Annotated in this window: 17 protein-coding genes; 13 read left to right on the plus strand and 4 right to left on the minus strand. The window is 40.9% G+C overall.

Annotated features, from left to right (window positions below):
* Nucleotides 1-22 precede the first annotated feature (22 nt).
* Nucleotides 23-1,138, plus strand: coding sequence for an alkene reductase (locus tag CJ263_RS19440; protein WP_094998795.1), 1,116 nt, complete (start codon nt 23-25; stop codon nt 1,136-1,138).
* Between the two features lie 37 nt (nt 1,139-1,175).
* The gene (locus tag CJ263_RS19445; protein ID WP_094998796.1) at nt 1,176-1,592 is read left to right on the plus strand and encodes an OsmC family peroxiredoxin; all 417 of its coding nucleotides are present in this window, start codon (nt 1,176-1,178) and stop codon (nt 1,590-1,592) included.
* A gap of 68 nt (nt 1,593-1,660) precedes the next feature.
* Here the strand turns inward: CJ263_RS19445 and CJ263_RS19450 are convergent, their stop codons facing one another.
* Nucleotides 1,661-1,945, minus strand: coding sequence for a hypothetical protein (locus CJ263_RS19450; RefSeq protein WP_094998797.1), 285 nt, complete (start codon nt 1,943-1,945; stop codon nt 1,661-1,663).
* A gap of 204 nt (nt 1,946-2,149) precedes the next feature.
* Between CJ263_RS19450 and CJ263_RS19455 the strand changes: the two genes are divergently transcribed.
* From CJ263_RS19455 to CJ263_RS19490, 8 genes are all read left to right on the plus strand, one after another.
* Complete coding sequence (locus tag CJ263_RS19455; protein ID WP_094998798.1) at nt 2,150-2,779, plus strand: SDR family oxidoreductase; 630 nt, start codon at nt 2,150-2,152, stop codon at nt 2,777-2,779.
* A 147-nt stretch (nt 2,780-2,926) separates the two neighbouring features.
* The gene (locus CJ263_RS19460) at nt 2,927-3,598 is read left to right on the plus strand and encodes a ferredoxin reductase domain-containing protein (protein ID WP_094998799.1); all 672 of its coding nucleotides are present in this window, start codon (nt 2,927-2,929) and stop codon (nt 3,596-3,598) included.
* Nucleotides 3,599-3,650: 52 nt separating this feature from the next.
* On the plus strand, nt 3,651-4,151 hold the full coding sequence (locus CJ263_RS19465; RefSeq protein ID WP_094998800.1) for a pyridoxamine 5'-phosphate oxidase family protein: 501 nt from the start codon (nt 3,651-3,653) through the stop codon (nt 4,149-4,151).
* 166 nt (nt 4,152-4,317) lie between these two features.
* The gene (locus CJ263_RS19470) at nt 4,318-5,505 is read left to right on the plus strand and encodes a PQQ-dependent sugar dehydrogenase (RefSeq protein ID WP_094998801.1); all 1,188 of its coding nucleotides are present in this window, start codon (nt 4,318-4,320) and stop codon (nt 5,503-5,505) included.
* 4 nt (nt 5,506-5,509) lie between these two features.
* A complete protein-coding gene (locus tag CJ263_RS19475; protein ID WP_094998802.1) occupies nt 5,510-6,358 on the plus strand; it encodes an aminotransferase class IV in 849 nt (282 codons plus the stop codon).
* A gap of 85 nt (nt 6,359-6,443) precedes the next feature.
* Nucleotides 6,444-7,727, plus strand: a complete 1,284-nt coding sequence (locus CJ263_RS19480; RefSeq protein ID WP_094998803.1) for a prolyl oligopeptidase family serine peptidase — start codon at nt 6,444-6,446, stop codon at nt 7,725-7,727.
* Between the two features lie 149 nt (nt 7,728-7,876).
* The gene (locus CJ263_RS19485; protein ID WP_094998804.1) at nt 7,877-10,870 is read left to right on the plus strand and encodes a WD40/YVTN/BNR-like repeat-containing protein; all 2,994 of its coding nucleotides are present in this window, start codon (nt 7,877-7,879) and stop codon (nt 10,868-10,870) included.
* Between the two features lie 31 nt (nt 10,871-10,901).
* Nucleotides 10,902-12,176: an aminotransferase class V-fold PLP-dependent enzyme gene (locus CJ263_RS19490; RefSeq protein WP_094998805.1), complete on the plus strand. Its 1,275-nt coding sequence runs from the start codon at nt 10,902-10,904 to the stop codon at nt 12,174-12,176.
* 28 nt (nt 12,177-12,204) lie between these two features.
* On the opposite strand, the gene CJ263_RS19495 is transcribed toward CJ263_RS19490, so the two are convergent.
* Both CJ263_RS19495 and CJ263_RS19500 read right to left on the minus strand, forming a co-directional pair.
* Nucleotides 12,205-13,065 (minus strand): DUF808 domain-containing protein, encoded by an 861-nt coding sequence (locus CJ263_RS19495; protein ID WP_094998806.1) that lies wholly within the window; start codon nt 13,063-13,065, stop codon nt 12,205-12,207.
* Nucleotides 13,066-13,193: 128 nt separating this feature from the next.
* Nucleotides 13,194-14,972, minus strand: a complete 1,779-nt coding sequence (locus CJ263_RS19500; RefSeq protein WP_094998807.1) for a thrombospondin type 3 repeat-containing protein — start codon at nt 14,970-14,972, stop codon at nt 13,194-13,196.
* Between the two features lie 422 nt (nt 14,973-15,394).
* Between CJ263_RS19500 and CJ263_RS19505 the strand changes: the two genes are divergently transcribed.
* From CJ263_RS19505 to CJ263_RS19515, 3 genes are all read left to right on the plus strand, one after another.
* On the plus strand, nt 15,395-16,168 hold the full coding sequence (locus tag CJ263_RS19505) for a 3-keto-disaccharide hydrolase (protein WP_094998808.1): 774 nt from the start codon (nt 15,395-15,397) through the stop codon (nt 16,166-16,168).
* A gap of 129 nt (nt 16,169-16,297) precedes the next feature.
* Nucleotides 16,298-17,179, plus strand: coding sequence for a hypothetical protein (locus tag CJ263_RS19510; RefSeq protein ID WP_094998809.1), 882 nt, complete (start codon nt 16,298-16,300; stop codon nt 17,177-17,179).
* A gap of 108 nt (nt 17,180-17,287) precedes the next feature.
* Nucleotides 17,288-18,055 (plus strand): hypothetical protein, encoded by a 768-nt coding sequence (locus CJ263_RS19515; RefSeq protein ID WP_094998810.1) that lies wholly within the window; start codon nt 17,288-17,290, stop codon nt 18,053-18,055.
* A gap of 121 nt (nt 18,056-18,176) precedes the next feature.
* On the opposite strand, the gene CJ263_RS19520 is transcribed toward CJ263_RS19515, so the two are convergent.
* Nucleotides 18,177-18,947, minus strand: coding sequence for a DUF481 domain-containing protein (locus CJ263_RS19520; protein WP_094998811.1), 771 nt, complete (start codon nt 18,945-18,947; stop codon nt 18,177-18,179).
* Nucleotides 18,948-18,994: the final 47 nt, after the last annotated feature.

Below are 18,994 nucleotides of genomic sequence, written 5' to 3' on the forward strand. Positions count from 1 at the left end.
CTTTGTTAAAACAAAAAAATGTATGAAAGAACAAGCGCTATTAGAGCCCTATAAAGAAAGAAACCTATCCATGAGAAACAGGGTAGTAATGGCACCAATGACCCGTAGCCGGGCAGCCAATAAGCATAAAAAACCAGAAAAAGGTTTACACGATATTTATTATAAACAAAGAGCTTCTGCTGGACTCATAATTACCGAGGGGTCACAAGTGTCCGAAGAAGCGGTAGGCTACATAAATACACCTGGAATACACACTGAAGCTCAGGTAGAAGGTTGGAAACAGGTAACCCAGGACGTTCATGAAAAAAATGGTACTATCTTCATTCAGTTATGGCATGTGGGTAGAATGTCCCACCCTGATTTTCATGATGGAGATTTACCTTTAGCTCCTTCGGCCATCAATCCAGAAGCACAATCCTATACTCCTGAAGGTTTTAAGGATACGGTCACACCAAAGGCAATGACCAAAGAAGATATTGCCAGAACAATCGAGGATTTTAAAAATGCCGCCCAAAATGCGGTAAAGGCGGGATTCGATGGAGTTGAGATTCACTCGTCAAACGGGTATCTTTTTCATCAATTTTTTAACGCAACCTCCAACACAAGAACGGATGAATATGGCGGCAGTATCCAGAATAGGGCGCGATTCTTTTTTGAAGTATTGGATGAAGTCAAAAAGGTTATTCCTGAATCAAAAATTGGAGCGCGCTTTAATCCGTCTTTAAATGGAATGTTTGGAATGCGTATGGATGAGGAAACCATTCCAACTTTTGAGTATATCATTAAAAAATTGGATGATGAATATGACCTTGCTTATATACATCTCTCCGAACCCTTTACCGATGTCTCAGAAATTCCATATGCAGTTAAGAGCATAGCGGAACATTTTAGACCCATGTATAATGGCACTTTAATGATTAACGGTGGTTTTGACCAAGAATCCGGAAATAAAGTCATCGAAAGTGGAAATGCCGACTTGGTTTCTTTTGGGAAATTATATGTATCCAACCCCGATTTAGTGGAACGGTTTAAAAATGATTGGGATTTGGCCGACTGGGACGAAGACACTTTTTATACTCCTGGGAAGGAGGGCTACATAGACTATGAAACCCACAAGCAAGAAGAATCGGTTCAGTAAAAATTGAATTAATTATTAACAATAAAAAAAAGATAAAATGAATTTTACACGAAATGCGAAAGCACAATGGAAAGGAAGTGGAAAAGAAGGACACGGAACATTAACAACGGATAGTACCGTATTAGAAAATACCCAGTATTCCTTCAATACAAGATTTGAGGATGGAAAAGGCACAAATCCCGAAGAGCTCATTGGAGCTGCACACGCAGGATGCTTTGCCATGCAATTGAGTTTTTTGCTGGGGGAAGCGGATTATACGCCAAATACACTTGATGTTAGTGCCAAAGTATCCTTTAAGGATGGCGAGATTGTGAAAGTGACCTTAGACTTAATAGGTGATGTTCCAGAAATTGAAGCTTCGGAATTTAAAGAGATTGCTACCAAGGCAAAGAATGTATGTCCCATTTCCAAACTATTGGATACTGAAATTGTACTAAATGCCAGTTTAGCATAAAAACAAAAGACACGATATGAAAAAAAGCAGCCATCTAGGCTGCTTTTTTATTTTATAAATTCAAAGGTCTATTTAATATAATCCCTGTTCCGTTCTAAATCCTCATTTCCTGAACCTCCTTGGCTATATAATTGATTTTCTTCGTCCTTAACCGTTTTCTTGGTTTTGTCTTTTGGTAGATTCCGTCCCGGAACATCCAAATCTGAACCTGCAAAATCCACATCTTTTTCTCTTTCCTGTAATTGTTGGTCATCACCTTGATCGGTTCTCGAATTTTTTGTTTTTTCTCCCAAAGCGTTTAAATCCTCTTTTGTAATATCTGAATTATAGGTTTTCTCTTTCTGATTACTCATAGTCTAAATTTTAGATTAATAATGCTCCTATAAGTTAGCGGTTTTATAATCCTAGGATTGACCTAAATCCAACATAAATATGCTGTATTCAAAAAACTGGCATGCACTTCATGGTGTTGGTATTAGAGCTAATAATTACTCTATATAGGGTAAGGTTCGTCCTTCTTTCCAACTATCTTACTATAAACGAAAAAGATATACACTATGGGAAATATATTAGTAGCAGGAGCCAATGGTACCACGGGAAAAAAGGTGGTTCACTTATTAAAAGCATCCCAATATTTTAATCCTGTTGCAATGGTTCGTAAGAAAGAACAAATGGCGCAATTTGAAAATGATGGAATAGATACCGTTTTAGGCGATTTGGAGGAAGATCTTTCGCATACAGTCAAGAACATTGATAAGGTGATTTTTGCCGCTGGATCGGGAGGAAAAAAAGTGGTAGCTGTGGATCAGGAGGGCGCTAAAAGCTTAATGGACGTTTCCAAAAAAGCGAACGTGAAGAGATTTGTGATGTTAAGTTCAATGGGAGCTGATAATCCGGAAGCTGCCGAGGATCTAAAAGAGTATTTACAAGCAAAACATAATGCGGATGAATACCTTAAAAAGAGCGATTTAAAGTATATGATCGTTCGCCCCGGGTCATTGACCAACGAAAATGGGACTGGTACGATAAGCTTAAAAAAGCATTTTGAAGAACAGGGTTCCATAAGCCGTGATGACGTTGCGCAAACCTTGGTTCATGCCTTACATGAAGATGCCGGTACCAACGAAACGTTTGAAATTTTGGAAGGTGAGACCTTGATTGGAAAAGCTTTGGATTCAGTTTCCTAGATGATTTCCATACGTTTAAAATTAGGTCAATAGATTGATTCTTAAACATTTCCTTTGGTAAAGGTATTTAATTTACCACAACAAGTCCCTCGATGAGGGTTTCATTTATAGAACTAAAAAAAAGCAAACAGAAAAAGACAAAATTAAATGGCACATAAAATAAATATCCAAGAAATAGGATTCATAAGACATAATGTACTTCAAATACAAACGGACAGACCTTCGGGTTATGATTTTACACCGGGTCAGGCTTGTGAAATGTCCATAGACCAACCCAAATGGAAGGAAGAGAAACGACCCTTTACCTTTACCAGTTTACCGGATGATGGTTTCTTACAATTTACTATCAAAGTGTATCCAAATCACTATGGGGTGACCGATCAATTACAGACATTGGAACAGGGAGATTCGTTGTTGATAAGTGATTCGTGGGGAGCAATTTCCTATCAAGGACCTGGAGTATTCTTGGCCGGTGGGGCAGGAGTTACGCCATTTATTGCGATTATTAAGAATTTGGCCCGAAAAGGAAATCTAGAGGGTAATACATTGATTTTTGGTAATCAACGTGAACGGGATATTATTCTTCAATCAGATTTTGAAAGGTGGCTCGGAAAAGATTTTATCAATATCCTTTCTGATGAACATAGCAGTAAGTTTCCCCATGGTACAATAGACAAGGAATTTATAAAAAACCATACTGCGAATCTAGATAAAAAGTTTTATCTCTGCGGACCACCACCCATGATGGATAGTGTATATAATGCCTTGTTGGAATTGGATGTTCCAAAAAAGAACATTATTACAGAAGATTTAGATTAATTCCCGATGAACCATCAGTAGAAAATTAATTTACTAATAAAAAATAATAAACATGGCAACTAAGAATCTTTCGAATACGGATGCAGTATCAAAATTAAAGGAACTTGCAACTTCCATAGATTTTGCTTTAATGGCTACACAATTGGATAAATTTCCTTTACATGCTATACCCATGAGTACCAAAAAAGTGGATAGTAAAGGTAATATCTGGTTCTTAAGCGGTAAGGACAGTACCCACAACAAGAACATCAACAAGGATTCAAACGTTCAACTCTTTTATTCCAAAGCAATGGCTATGGAGTTCTTAACGGTATATGGAAAAGCAGAAATCGTAGATGACCAAATTATCATAGATGATTTATATCAAAGTAGTGATGACAATTGGTTCGACGGTAAGACCGACCCAAATATTTCAGCAATAAAAGTTATTCCTGAAGATGCCCATTATTGGGATACTAAGGACAATATGCTGATTAGTCTAATAAAAATGGGTGTGGGAACCGTGACGGGTGAAAAAAAGGATTTAAGTGAACAAGGCAATTTGAAGGTCTAGTCCTTTCGTAAAAAAGATACTAAAAGCTAAAATCCATACAGGTTTTTAGCTTTTGGTTTTTAAACCCTTACCGGAAAGTTAATTCCTTTTCCAGTTCAATGGGAATGGATGAAAATTTTTCAATTTGTAAGGATGCTTCAGTATCTTAGCTGCAAACTGAAAAACAATGAAAAACAAAATACCCTTTATAAAAATAACCTTTGCTACTGCATTGGCACTTAGCATATTTTCCTGTAAGGAAACCAAGAAGGAGGAAAGCGTTGATGTCAAAGAGGAAGTACCCATGGATAGTACGGACTTGGCATTATTGGATCTCAATTTACCCGATGGTTTTGACATTAAGGTATATGCTAGGGGGGTCGATGGTGCACGTTCCATGGCCATGGGCGATAATGGAACACTTTTCGTCGGTACAAGAAACGAGAATACCGTGTATGCCATACAAGACAAGGATGGCGACTATAACGCGGAAACGGTCATGGTACTCGATACTATGGAAGTTCCAAACGGAATCGCCATGAGGAACGGTGACCTGTATGTTGCCCAAGTAGGAAGTCTTTGGAAATATCCAAATATTGAGAATCAATTAGGGGATTCACTCAACAAGGAATTGGTTTACGATGATTATCCAACGGAATTTCATCACGGATGGAAATATATTGCTTTTGGACCCGATGATAAATTATATGTACCTGTAGGAGCACCATGTAACATTTGTAATCCTACGCAAGATGAACGTTTTGCAACGATTACCAGAATGGACCCTGATGGCACAAATCGCGAAATCTATGCTAAAGGAGTACGTAATTCCGTAGGCTTTACTTGGGACGATAACGGCGAAATGTGGTTTACGGACAATGGTAGGGATATGTTGGGCGATGATATCCCTCCTTGTGAATTAAATCATATTACCGAGGCCGGTCAGCATTTTGGATATCCTTTTTGTCATGGAGGTACCGTAAAGGACCCGGAATTCGGAGATCAACGTCCTTGTTCTGATTTTGTACCACCTGCAAAAGCTTTAGGAGCACATGTAGCACCGCTGGCCGTTAAATTTAAATCAGGAAATATGTTTCCCTCTACTTATAACGGAAAAGCATTTATCGCTGAGCACGGTTCATGGAACCGAAGTAAAAAAATAGGTTATAGAATTATGCTGGCCGATATAGAAAATGGTGAAGTAAAGAGTACGGAGCCTTTTATTGATGGGTGGCTGAATGATGAAACTCAAGAGGTTACTGGAAGACCGGTAGACCTACTTTGGATGGAAGATGGGTCTTTATTGATTTCGGATGACTATGGCGATGCCATTTACAGGGTTACTTATTCCGATACACAAGTAGCCTCAAACTAAAAAAATGTCGAATTATCCCGATAAAGTTTATTTGAACGGAGAAATTCTACCCTCTGCAAAAGCCCAAGTTTCGGTCTTTGACAGAGGGTTTATTTTTGGCGATGGCATCTATGAGGCCATGGCCCAAATAAATGGTGTCTTTTTCTATGAAGAGGCGCATTTGAGTCGGCTCGCGGAGGGACTTGCTAAAATTGGAATTCGGTATGACGTCAGTCGGATTCCAAAGGAAATCAATCACCTTTTAAAGGCTTCCGACTTAATGGGTAAGGATTGTTTCCTATATATCCAAATTACGCGCGGGGTAGCTCCCCGACAACATTCCTTCCCAAAGGACATTCAACCTACGGTTTTCATGTATGCCTTGCCTAAGGTACTACCGGATATTAATACCACACATGCCAAGGTAATTACCCGTGAGGATTTCAGGTGGTCTCGATGCGATATTAAAATGACCTCCCTTTTGGGCAACGTTATGCTCAATGAAGAAGCAATGCAGCATGAGTGTTATGAAACGGTGCTATTTCGGAACGGCGTGGTTACGGAAGCGTCGCATTGTAACGTTTTTTTTGTGAAGGATAATGTGGTCTATACACATCCCGCGAACGAGTTCATTCTAAACGGCATTACGAGATTGGTGGCAATTCAACTTTGTGGGGAACTGGGCTTGGAACTAAAGGAAGAGGCGATATCGGAGCATGAAATTTACAATATGGACGAGGCCTTTCTCACAGGTACCAGCACCCAAATTGCCTCCATAAAGCAGATCAATGATCATTTTTATTATTCCGATTATACTGTGGGTCCCGTTACCAAAAAGTTACAGGAAGCTTTTCATCACTTAAAAGGGAATTGAATAAAATCCTTCAACAAACGTCCTCCTAAATGGTTTTGTAAATTGGCGGGAATCCACTACTTTAAAGGATTAAACCAGCTTAATTATGAAACGACTTTACTTTATTCTCTTTGCCCTGCTAACTATTCCCTTTTTATCCATTTCTGCACAAAGCACTATGGATGGCACCTATACCGTGGTTATAGACGCCTATGATTGGGGCCCTGGTGTCAATAAGGTTATTGTACCAAAACCGAACACTGAAGATAGGCTGAGCCATAACGATTTTGAGGTGAAGGTCGTACGAAGTAAGGAAAATGTAGAAATGCGGCCTGGAGAGGCCGAAGGTGAAAGAAAGGTACTCTATGCCTATGCATCAAATGCAGATGGTGACCGCGATGAAAATGGATCATTTACTACCCTAGTGTTATTGGTGGCGCCCAATGATGCACTAAGTTCACCTATTAAATACTATCGCAGTAGCAATGGTAGGGCCAGCAACCAATGGATAGACTATGAATTAACCGTTACCTATGTGCCTTCGGGAACTACATGGAACAAGGAAGGGCGAAGAATCGTCCCCGATTTGGATATTTTTGATTTAAACGGAAGCTTCAGCCATAACAACATAGATTTAACCTATGGAAGCTTTACGCCGGAAGGAGATGGAAGGGTTCCATTGATCATTTGGCTACATGGTGGTGGCGAGGGAGGTACCGACCCCAGTATTCCACTAATTGCAAATAAAGCGACCAACTATGCCTCTGAAGAAATTCAGGAGATTTTCAAGGGAGCATACGTATTGGCCCCACAGGCCCCAACCTTTTGGATGCAAAGTGCATCCGGGGAATATACGCGGGGAGACACTAATGACATCTATAATGAAGCCTTGATGGCACTAATCAAGGATTTTGTAAAAAACAATCCGAAAATAGATTCTGATAGAATCTATATTGGAGGGTGTTCCAATGGAGGATACATGAGCCTAAAACTTCTATTGAACCATCCTGATTATTTTGCCGCCGGATATATTAGTGCTCTGGCCTATCACAATGAATATATATCCGATGAACAGTTGAACAGCATCAAAAATATTCCGATATGGTTTGTACATTCTAAGGATGACACTACCACGATTCCCGAAGAAACGGTAATTCCGTTATACGAAAGACTGATTGCAGTAGGAGCCCCCAACGTGCATCTTTCTCTTTACGACCATGTCATTGACTTGAATGGGATGTATGGAGGAGAGGATTATCATTTCCCGGGACATTGGTCATGGATTTATTCCCATGATAATGATGCCGATTTTAATTTTGATGGAAGCTCAGTCCTAATTGACGAGAGACCGGTCACCATTATGGAGTGGTTGTCCCAACAAACCAAATAGGAAAATCCTCAAAAATGGAAGGGTTTGCCCTTTCCTTTTCACAACATTTGGCTTTGATTTGCGATTTTGGGAAAAATACCATGTAGAGAATGCTCAAACAGTTCGTATTCCTTAACTTTAGGGAAAACCGACTAACTTATTTTTAATTTATGAAAGGGCATTCACTTTTTACCATTTTTCTATTTTTTGGATTTTCAATTTTCGCGCAGGAGTTCGACGCATTTCAGTACCGTACCATAGGTCCCAATAGGGGAGGAAGGGTAACCACTGTCACTGGGACGCCCATGCTTCCGGGTACTTTTTATCTAGGTGCTTCCGGGGCTGGGGTCTGGAAAACAGATGATTACGGCACTACTTGGAACAATGTATCGGATGGATACTTTAAAACACCCTCGATTGGTGCCATAGAGGTGGCCTCGAATGACCCCAACATTGTGTATGTCGGAACAGGTTCCGATGGTTTACGAAGCAATATCATCAGTGGAAAAGGTGTCTACAAATCTGTTGACGCAGGAAAAACTTGGACCCATATTGGGTTGGAAAATGCAGGACAAATCGGGGCGGTTGAAATAGACCCCACCAACAGCAACATTGTATGGGTAGCAGCTATCGGTAATGCCTTTAAGCCCAACGAAGAACGTGGCATCTTTAAAACTACGGATGGTGGAAACACTTGGAAAAAAGTACTTTTTATTTCCAACGAAACAGGTTTTACCGATTTAGAGCTTTTACCCGGAAACCCCAATGTGGTATATGCAGCCGCATGGAAGGCGCAAAGAACACCTTGGACAATTATTTCAGGTGGAGAAAATAAAGAAGGGGGTATCTACAAATCCGTCAACGGTGGTAAGGATTGGGTCAGATTGGAAGACGGGTTGCCAAAAGGCCTCATCGGAAAAATAGACTTGGCCGTTTCCCCTACGGACTCCAGTATTCTCTATGCGGTTATTGAAGCACCGGGAAAGGAAGGTGGCGTCTATAAATCGGTAGACCAGGGAAAAACCTTCACCCAAACTTCTAGCAATGAAGGCTTGGTTAATAGGCCCTTTTACTATACCAATATAGAATTGGATCCCACCAACCCGGATATTGTTTATTCCAACGCAAACCCCTTGTTGAAATCAACGGATGGTGGTAAGACATGGAAACGTATGAGTGTTCCCCATGGGGACAATCATGATATTTGGTTAAATCCCAATAATCCTGATCTATTGATTCAATGTAATGACGGAGGGGCTAACGTTTCCCACAATGGGGGCAAAACATGGTCAACACAGTTTAATCAACCTACGGCAGAAATCTATCAAGTGGCCGTAGACGACCAATATCCCTATTGGGTCTATGGGGCGCAGCAGGATAACACTACCATAGCTATTCCAAGTTCGGCACCGACAGCCAGTGGTCCACAGGGTACTCAAATCATGATGGATGTGGGCGGCTGTGAAACCGGTCCTGCCATCCCAAAACCTGGTGACCCTAATGTGGTGTATAACAACTGTAAAGGTCGGTTTAGCGTATTTAACAAGATTACGGGAACGGATAGGGAGTATTCCATTGGGGCCTCCAATATTTACGGACATAATCCGAAAGACTTAAAATACAGGTTTCAACGGGTAGCGCCCATTCACGTCTCTCCCCATGACCCGGACGTAGTCTATATGGGTTCCCAGTACCTACATAAAACAAGGAATAACGGTCAAATTTGGCAAACCATTTCCCCAGACTTAACGGCCAACGAAGATGATAAGCAAGTGATTTCGGGAAGTCCCATTACCCGTGATATTACGGGGGAAGAGTATTATAGCACACTCTATTCCATAAGGGAATCAAAAATCAAACCCGGCCTTATTTGGACGGGATCCAATGACGGTGTTATTTCTGTTACCCAAGATGGCGGACAGACATGGGCGAATGTCACCCCGAAAAAATTACCTAAAGGAGGTAGAGTGGAATCCGTAGAGCCTTCACAATTTGACCCGGCCAAAGCGTATATTACGGTAGACCGACATCTATTGGGTGATACTACGCCATACATATATAAAACCGATGATTACGGTAAAAATTGGACCTTGATCAGTACGGAAAGTAATGGAATACCATCGGACTATACCGCAAGGGTTCTCAGGGAGGATCCAAAAACGGAAGGATTACTGTATGCTGGAACCGAATTTGGCATGTTCATTTCCTTCAACGACGGCGAAACTTGGAAGAAGTTTCAGCAAAACTTACCCGTGACCCCAATAACGGATATTATCCTTAATCGGGGCGATTTGGTTTTAAGTACAATGGGACGTGGATTCTGGATTTTGGACGATATAAGTGCCCTAAGGGATTCAAAAATAACCGCTTTAGCCGATGAGCCAGTACTATTCAAACCCGAAGACACCTATAGGTATAGAACGCCTTGGCGCTCTGGGGATTTTCCAAATTATCCTTCAACCAGCGCGAGCATCGATTATTATTTGCCCAAGGAATTAAAAAGTGGTGTTTCATTGGAGATATTGAATGCCGATGGGAAATCGGTTGCCAAGATAGTTAGCGATTCCACACAATTAAAATCGACCAAAGAACAGGTGGAAGACATGGGGCTCAGTATGGTATTTGAGTATTTGGATACCAAGTTGGAAACGAAAAAGGGCATCAACCGTTTTGAGTGGGACTTGCGGGAAAAAGGCGCTTGGAGCAGCAACAAGAGCCGTAGCTACAAAAACGGTCCTATGGTTCCCCCAGGATCTTATACGGCTAAATTGACCGTTGATGGGAAAACCTTGGAACAGCCTTTTCAAATTCTGATGGACCCAAGGTTAGAACAGGAGGGCGTTTCTCTAGAAACCATCAAAGAACAATTGGCACTTCAAAATAAGGTCAATCAGCTTTTATCCGAGGCGAGAAAATTTCAGTCGGACTTGGAGAAGAAAATAAAGGAAACCAAGAACAAGGAAGAAAAAGAAAAGCTTGAAAGTGTGCTGAAGACAATCAAAAATGAAGAAGGGGCCTATCCGCAGCAAATGATGGTTGCGCAAATTTCCTACCTCTCCAATATCATCGGCGGTTCCGATAAGAAACCCGGTAACGAAGAAATCGAGCGATTTAAGGAATTACAGGAGCAATTCAATCAGACCAAACGCCAAGTCGATCTGTAATTAAATACCAAAACTAACCAACCAAAGTACTATGTCGCATCGAAGAAAATTTCTCAAGCAAGGGGCTATGGCCGTACTATCGGCTCCTTTATTATCCTTTGATTCACAAAAAGAATGGTCTCTTGAACCCCTTAGAACGGACATTTATGATGAGGCATATTGGAAATCCATTCGAAAACAATTTCCACTAAAAGAAGGGCAAACCTATTTCAACAATGGTACCATGGGGCCAACGCCAGGATACGTTTTGGATAAAATGATGCATCACATGCTTCATTATAACGTTGAGGCCGCCACGATAGATTACAAGAACAATACCGGACCAGAGCTTCTAACCGGTTATTTTCCCTATGAGGAATTAAGAACAAAACTGTCCAAGATTATCCATTGTGATTTCAAGGAAATATCCCTGACACAAAATGCAACCTTTGGCATGAACTACGTGGGTATGGGGTTAGACCTTAAAAAAGGGGATGAACTTTTAAATACCAATCAGGAACACGGAGGCGGTTTCGGAGCGTGGCAATTATTGGCAAAGCGTAAGGGATGTGTCTACAAACAAGCCACCTTGCCCGAACCTGCTAACGACGCGCAAGAAGTGGTGGAAGCTATTTTTAAGGAGGTCACCCCTAAAACCAAGGTGATTGCCATTCCCCATATCGTTTCGGGTTATGGAACCGTACTTCCAGTTAAGGAAATTTGTCAGGAGGCTAAAAAAAGAGGGATTTTTACGGTCTTGGATGGGGCCCAATGTGTTGGCCATATTCCTGTGGATGTAAAGGACATTGGCTGCGACGCCTATTATTCCAGTTTGCATAAATGGCTTCTGGCACCTGCAGGGAGTGGGCTGTTATACATAAACAAGGAGGTGGCAGGAGATATTTGGTCCACCATTGCCAGTTATAATTGGGACAATCAAGAGGACCATGGTTTCCGATTGATGCAAAACGGAACGGGTAATGCCGGACTTTTGGCCGGTTATGATGCTGCGGTCGATTTCTTCAATACCATAGGTGCCGAAAATTGGTTGGGGCGTATCAAGGAATTGGGCATGTACTTGCGTGACGGATTAAAACAAATGTCCCATGTAACCATATATTCTTCGACAAACGAAGAAATGGCTGCAGGTATCACTACCTACGGAATTGCGGGCATTTCAGGGCCGGATTTACAAAAGACCATGTGGGAACGGGAACGGTTACAACCTAGGTCGGTCGGTGAAAAAATGATTCGCCATTCCGTCCATATCTATAATTCAAAAGAAGAAATTGATAGAGCACTCCAAGTAGTGGAAAGTTTAGGGTAGTGGATTAGGAGTTATGGTATCAAACAGATTAAAATAGCTTCTGTATTCCTTTCACTACCAGAAAAACAACAAACCCAACAACTAGGCCGATAGTAAATTCCACAAGTATTGAAGGAATCCCAGGAAGTATATCGTGAAGAAAAGGAACGTTATGCACAAAAATTCCACCGGAAACCAATAAAAGGGCAATCGTTCCAATAACCGCAAGGGACTTGATGACTACAGGTAGGGCGTTTACAAAAAACCGACCTACTTTATCGGAAAAACTATTGTCCTGCTCGTTCAAATTGATAAGACGTACTCCAAACTCATCCATACGTACGATCAAGGCTACGATTCCGTAAACCCCCACAGTAGCTAAAAGAGCAACAACGGAAACTACAATGATTTGTGTAGTTAAAGGCTCATTGATGACCGTTCCCAAGGCGATGATCACAATCTCTACGGACAAAATAAAATCAGTTAGAATGGCGGATTTTATCTTTTCTTTTTCCAGTTCCAGTACATCCTTTTTACTTGGTGCTTCCTCTTTTAGGGTGGGAGCATCATGTTTATGGGGGAAAAAGAATTCATATATTTTTTCAGCACCTTCATAGGCCAAATAAAGTCCCCCAAGAATCAGGATTATTGTAACGGCTATCGGTAAAAAGGCACTTAATAAAAAGGCGACAGGTAAAATGATAAGCTTATTCAAAAGGGACCCTTTGGTAATGGCCCAAAGCACGGGTATCTCCCGTTTTGAAACAAAACCGGAAGCCTTTTTCGCATTTACGGCCAAATCGTCCCCCAAAATCCCTGCAGTTTTCTTGGTCGCTATTTTACTCATAGATGCTACGTCATCCAATAAGGTAGCTACGTCATCCAATACTGCAAAAAATCCTGAAGCCATACATTAATTTTTGGGCAAAAATAGACGATGGATGTGAATTAAAGGAACGCAATAGACCAAAAAATGTACGTTAGTCCTTTTTTATAGAAAAGTTGCAGGATAATTAGTAAGTATGCCTGTTCAATTGATTAATTTTTTTGTACCCTATAGGTAATACGCCTATTGGTAACTATAGTGTTTACCCGAATTTGTAGGCTGGCTGTGGCACTTGTGGTTTGTGCGCATGAATAGGCGATATTGGTCAAGACAACTCGGTACTGTTCCCCATTTTCCGAAGGAGTGGGATTATTGATGTTGAGAGTTGCGGTATTGGCTCCGCTGAACATGGCATTATCGGTAATATTTGCCCAAGAACCTCCTACGAACCTTTGCCATTGATAAAGGTTGGCATTTGTGGCCGTAACCGATAAACTACCGTTACAACCGGGGCATATAATGGTATTTACAGGTTGTGTATTTATGCTGGGTGGTGCTCCGGCCTGTCTATAATCAAAGACGGAATCCAAATCGCCCTCGGCTGGAATGGTATAACCGTCCGTTCCAGAAGTTACCACGCCATTGCCATCCGTAGCAACAGGATTAGGACCTAAAAACCCATCCGCATTGTTATCCGTAAATCCGGCTTCCAAAACATCGTTACAACCATCATTATCGGAATCCAATTCTATGCTGTCCAATATGCCATCACCATCACTATCGGTATAGGCATAATTGATGCTTCCTCCGTTGGGGTCGGTCTGAACCAAATTGGGAACCCCGTCAGTACCAACGGCCCCATTAATCGCTCCGTTTGTGATTGCCTGTCCGTGCCCTGCTTCGACGGCGTCGTAGATACCGTCATTATCACTATCCAAATCAAATCGGTTAAAAATACCGTCGCCATCCGTATCGCATTCTCCACTAAACCTGATCTGACCGTTCATATTGGTAGGTCCTGTCACAAACTGGCCAATTGTAATCGTATTCGTTCCAGAAGGATTCCAAGGAACTGTTTCAGGAGGTGTGTCCAATATTAAGGGCTCTAAGGTACCACCAGAGGATTGTGCCCCAAATAGTTTTAAATGACCATCGGCATCCACGATGACCCGTAGCACGGGATTGGCCAGAGTTCCTGTTAAAGACCAAAGCTGAGGAAGGCCTCCTTCACCATAGGTGAATCCCGTATTGAACCGGGCAAAATTACCGGGTGCCCCGGGTTGGAATTGAAACTCGGCAGCAATATTAGTTCCGTTGACGGTTAGATTAAATGAATTGTCAATCGAGATAAAATCAATATACATAACTCCCCGTCCGGAGGTTGAGGTATTCGTAACCGAAGTTCCGCCATTGGCATTGAAGTTTTGTGTTGTAGTGGCCACAAATGTGCATTCATCCCAATCCAAAATTCCGTCGTTGTCATTATCCAGATCTGCCACATCCTCAATGCCGTCACCGTCCGTATCTACTGGTGTCACAGCGCTAATAAGAACATTGTCTATACTGGCATTGTGATTGGAATCCCAATTAGCATTTGATTTTGCAAAACGTATAACGGTATTGGCCGAAATATAGGCCGATATATCCTGGGTAAATGTACCATTGCCCGAAAGCGTTCCAATCTGGGTGTACGGGGCACCTCCCGTACTCGAAATATAAACACCGAGTCGTCTAGTTCCTCCCAAATTATTGGTAGTGTAATCAAAGCTCAGTGTTGCCGAAGTAGCTCCTGTAAGATTGGCCGTTCTCCGAATATCTTCGGTCCATAAATAATACATATAGAGTTGTTGGCTTTGTATACGTATATATTGTGAAGTAGGGCCTAGGTTACTGTCGTCTGATTCAATCCAATCGGTTGCCCAATAGGTATTACCATCTTGCCTATCATAATCTGAAGTGTCGAAATTATCTGCAAAGGTCATCTGGGCCATTAGATGACTTATAAACAATAGGAAGCATCCAAAGGACAAAGTAAGTCTTCGGACAATTTGGTTGCTATGTTTGTTTTTAAAAATGACTTTCCGCACGCATATACTTTCTACCCTGAAATTCCTAAATGTTAAAGGAACAGCAAAAATATTGTTGGTAAGTACATCAAAAGGACAGTGAGTAGTGCCATAACTGTGGTTTACTTTTTCAAAGATTTCGTAGAGTCATTAAAATAGGAGGAATTCATGAGTGGATATGCGGTATTCAGTAGTATTGTCTACAAGTGTTCATCTCAAAATTTTTATACGGGCCCATAACATAATTTTAGTTACTTTAGAAGCCTTTTGTGTTTGGCGCACCTTTTAATCCGGTACAAAGTGTCTGAACGTAAGAGAGTAATTTTAATGACCAAATGACCGCTTAAATGACACGTATTTCCTTAAGTTTTATATGCTTTTTTCTATTACTGGCATTTTCCTGTAAGCAGCAAGACAAAAAGAAATTCCAGATTGAACGCTCCAAGGAGCTCGCTATCAAAAATAAGGTGCACAATCAATTGATGGACATCGAAAAAGAGCAGGGGTGGAGGTTACTTTTTGATGGTGAAACGCTGAACGGTTGGCATTTGTTCAACAATCCGGATTCTACACGCTATTCCGCATGGGAAGTGAAGGACGGAAGCATTTACTGCAATGCTACCGATGAAAGCATGGTCTTTGGAGATTTGGTGACGGATACCGAGTTTGAGAACTACGAATTGACGTTTGAGTGGCAAATGGGCCTTCGCGGAAATGGAGGGGTTTTTATTAACGTTCAGGAATCCCCAGAATTTAGGGCCACCTATGAGACAGGACCAGAATACCAACTTCTGGACCCTGAACATATGGATACAGCCACGCCCCTGAAAAGACCCGGTTGCCTTTGGGGACTTTTCCCCCAATTGAATACGGTCGAGGCCAATCCCAATGGGCAGTGGAACACGGCCAAAGTCATACAACAAGATGGCAATATAAAGTTCTACTTAAATGGTGTACTAACCGCCCAAGCGGATTTAAATTCGCCAGAATGGGCAAACACTGTTGCCGCCTCCAATTTTAAGGACCGACCCGCTTTTGGGAAGGCCACCAAAGGAAAAATAGCCCTTCAAAACTGGTATTTTGAATCGTGGTTCCGTGATATGAAAATACGAGAGCTTTAGAACGAATGGGTTTTAAATCTCAAAATGTGTGTGATCCTACCACAAACCAGGATAAAAACCGTATGAAAGTGTTTTTAAGAATTATTACATTTACAATTGAATATGGGAGCTCTTTTCAGATTTGAATGAATGTCGTTAAAAATAAGGCTAAATAGACTTTATAGTTGCTCCTTACTTTATGTAGTAACCGGACTTTGTATTTTTGGATGTACATCTACCAAGTCTACCGATTCACGAACAGGCGGTTTAAGCTCCAATCCTCTTGATTATAGAAGGGATAACCACAATCATATCCTAGAATATACCGAGGTAAAAGCTTCTTCTGTAACTAAATCTATAGATTCGCTTACACAGCTTGAATCAAATCCGAAAGAGGACAATGTAGATTTAAAGATGGATATACAGGAAACCTTGATGGATGATAATAGTCTTGCCTCGAGTAGTCCGGTAGCCAAAAAAATTGTGGAAAATTATTTGAACAGTAAAAACAAAAATCCCGATGGTCATTGCCTAGATGTGAGTAGAGTCCGTTTTGAAAAAGCATACAGACAAATATATGGGCATCTACCCTACCAAGATCTTCCAAAGGATATGGGGTCGAAATTTTACACACCCAAACAGGTATTTTATTTACTCTATGTTTCGGCCTCGGACGAAAATCAGGGATGGAAAAGCCTTCCAGAAATCTATAGAGGCAAGGGTGATGCTGGAGCCATTACGTATGCGGGAATGGGTACCTTGGTAGATACAAAGGGTATCTGGGGGGGCAAACTAAAACCTGGGGCTCTTGTACAAGTTTGGAGGTTCAAAGAGGATTATGAAAAGGTGGTACAGGGTACGGATGTTAAAAAATTGGACCCCTATGGACATTCTTTTATTTTTATAAGATATGTGCGTAATGAGAAATTTGAGATTACGGGTCTGATCATTGCCGATCAAGGTTTTCAAAGCTATAGACCATTAGTACCCAGGGATTATGAAGTTTGGTGGGCTGTTAACCTAACCGTTTAACGAATTTTGATCTACTTAAAGCAATATTTAAGTTTTTTTATGTAATTACTGAATAAATCTTGCGTTACTCCTAATAGGGTCATTTCCCTAAAGCAAAGAATAATAGCTATGTTACTTTTTTCCTTTTTGATTTCTTTGGGTGTTAGTTTTGAGATGCCGCCTAAAATAGATTATTGGGAATCAAATCCCATGGTAACTGAAATGTCCTTGCCCAAGATAAATCATTTTGATTTTTTTAATGGCGCAGGTTCTAATTCTGATAGTATTTCGGTTTCTTATGCTACAGCAAAAGAAGGCGCGGCAAAATTACGTAATCGTTTAAGACAGGATTTTCAAAAGGGCAACATTTCTATCGATATTATTAAAGAAGCATTTACCGATCAGTTGGTTAATGAAATCCTTCCGCACTGGTATGGCACGCCTTGGAGTTACGGGGGTCATACAGAAGTTCCCAATCAAGGAAAAATAGCATGTGGATATTTTATATCTACCACCTTACGTGATATGGGTGTAAAGCTAAATCGATATACCTTGGCCCAAAAATCTCCCATAGATGAGGCAAAAATGATCAGTTGTGGGTCTGAAATTAAAAGTGTTGTACAAGAAACTCCGGAAAATGCCTTGGCCGAGATCGATCGTTTGACTCACGAAGGTCTCTATTTTATAGGTTTTGATGAAGGCCACGTGGGCTATCTTTTAAAAAGGGACGGTGAATTACTTTTAATTCATTCCAACTATTTTTCACCTGTCTCTGTCTGTATGGAAAAACTTAATGAATCACGGGTGTTTACAAAATTCAAAAAATTTCATCTTGTGGCCATTTCCCATAATGAAAGCCTTTTGCAACGTTGGTTGGAAAATGGAACGGTTTTGTAATCATAGTACCAAAGGTTCAAAATTCATTAATTCGGCACTTCTGTTCATTTCAAGTCAAACTGATAGGCCAATTGTATTTTCCCAATAGTTGGCCAGAAAAAGCCTAAAAAACCCAATAGATTTAAATCGTAAATGTCAGTCCGAAACTGAGGTTGGAAGACCGGTCACTTTCTCGAATGGGAGAAAAGCTACTGTAGAAGTAGTTATAGAGTGCAGAAAGGCTAATGACCTTAGTGATAGGTAACTCCGCTTTCAACTGACATAAAATTCGGTGATTACTGATGGCATCGTACAGAGGCTGAAAATATACCGTTCCGGTTATATCCAACTTGGTATTTTTAAACGCTTGGTTTACGGATAAATAACTGCTGTTTCTGTGATTGAAAAACCGCTGGTCGGTTTCAGCCACTTCTTCAATTTCATACATGTAGGCATTCCCAAAATAGGCCTTTGTTCTTTCGGTGGATAAAAACTTTAACCGAATACCGGCACCGACCAAATTCCGACTCGTAATGGTCAATAAAGTGTTGTTCTGGTTTTGGACAAAAGCCTCTAATCGAAATAAATTAGACAGTTTTTGATTGTACCGCACATGGAAAAACCAGGAATTCTGAAAATCCTGGTCTTTACTTCGGATGAGTTTATAATTACCGATGAAGAAGTAAATTTTCTTTAAATCCTTGGATTTTACCTGTGTGGTAAGGTTAGAAGCCACTTGGAATATATAATCCCCATTGTTATCCGTGTAATCGAAAAGTACATCACTTTTTAGGGCAAATCGGGTGGAATCCGTTTGCATGCGCTTGGATTCGATATTGACCAACTGGCCAATGACCGAATTCGTTATACCGCATAAAAAAAGAAAGGATACTAGGATTTTCAAGGGTTTCATTTTGCTTGGTTTGCGCTTCGCTGGCAAAGTTATCCAAAATACAGGAT

The sequence above is a fragment of the Maribacter cobaltidurans genome (assembly GCF_002269385.1).
Classification (GTDB): domain Bacteria; phylum Bacteroidota; class Bacteroidia; order Flavobacteriales; family Flavobacteriaceae; genus Maribacter; species Maribacter cobaltidurans.

What these genes read in the sequence shown, in the direction of transcription:
- CJ263_RS19460 (WP_094998799.1), top strand. Translation starts at nt 2,927, where the DNA reads ATGGCACATAAAATAAATATCCAAGAAATAGGATTCATAAGACATAAT.
- CJ263_RS19475 (WP_094998802.1), top strand. Translation starts at nt 5,510, where the DNA reads ATGTCGAATTATCCCGATAAAGTTTATTTGAACGGAGAAATTCTACCC.
- CJ263_RS19510 (WP_094998809.1), top strand. Translation starts at nt 16,298, where the DNA reads ATGTCGTTAAAAATAAGGCTAAATAGACTTTATAGTTGCTCCTTACTT.
- CJ263_RS19470 (WP_094998801.1), top strand. Translation starts at nt 4,318, where the DNA reads ATGAAAAACAAAATACCCTTTATAAAAATAACCTTTGCTACTGCATTG.
- CJ263_RS19445 (WP_094998796.1), top strand. Translation starts at nt 1,176, where the DNA reads ATGAATTTTACACGAAATGCGAAAGCACAATGGAAAGGAAGTGGAAAA.
- CJ263_RS19495 (WP_094998806.1), bottom strand. Translation starts at nt 13,065, where the DNA reads ATGGCTTCAGGATTTTTTGCAGTATTGGATGACGTAGCTACCTTATTG.
- CJ263_RS19455 (WP_094998798.1), top strand. Translation starts at nt 2,150, where the DNA reads ATGGGAAATATATTAGTAGCAGGAGCCAATGGTACCACGGGAAAAAAG.
- CJ263_RS19500 (WP_094998807.1), bottom strand. Translation starts at nt 14,972, where the DNA reads ATGGCCCAGATGACCTTTGCAGATAATTTCGACACTTCAGATTATGAT.
- CJ263_RS19515 (WP_094998810.1), top strand. Translation starts at nt 17,288, where the DNA reads ATGTTACTTTTTTCCTTTTTGATTTCTTTGGGTGTTAGTTTTGAGATG.
- CJ263_RS19520 (WP_094998811.1), bottom strand. Translation starts at nt 18,947, where the DNA reads ATGAAACCCTTGAAAATCCTAGTATCCTTTCTTTTTTTATGCGGTATA.
- CJ263_RS19505 (WP_094998808.1), top strand. Translation starts at nt 15,395, where the DNA reads ATGACACGTATTTCCTTAAGTTTTATATGCTTTTTTCTATTACTGGCA.
- CJ263_RS19485 (WP_094998804.1), top strand. Translation starts at nt 7,877, where the DNA reads ATGAAAGGGCATTCACTTTTTACCATTTTTCTATTTTTTGGATTTTCA.
- CJ263_RS19450 (WP_094998797.1), bottom strand. Translation starts at nt 1,945, where the DNA reads ATGAGTAATCAGAAAGAGAAAACCTATAATTCAGATATTACAAAAGAG.
- CJ263_RS19440 (WP_094998795.1), top strand. Translation starts at nt 23, where the DNA reads ATGAAAGAACAAGCGCTATTAGAGCCCTATAAAGAAAGAAACCTATCC.
- CJ263_RS19480 (WP_094998803.1), top strand. Translation starts at nt 6,444, where the DNA reads ATGAAACGACTTTACTTTATTCTCTTTGCCCTGCTAACTATTCCCTTT.
- CJ263_RS19490 (WP_094998805.1), top strand. Translation starts at nt 10,902, where the DNA reads ATGTCGCATCGAAGAAAATTTCTCAAGCAAGGGGCTATGGCCGTACTA.
- CJ263_RS19465 (WP_094998800.1), top strand. Translation starts at nt 3,651, where the DNA reads ATGGCAACTAAGAATCTTTCGAATACGGATGCAGTATCAAAATTAAAG.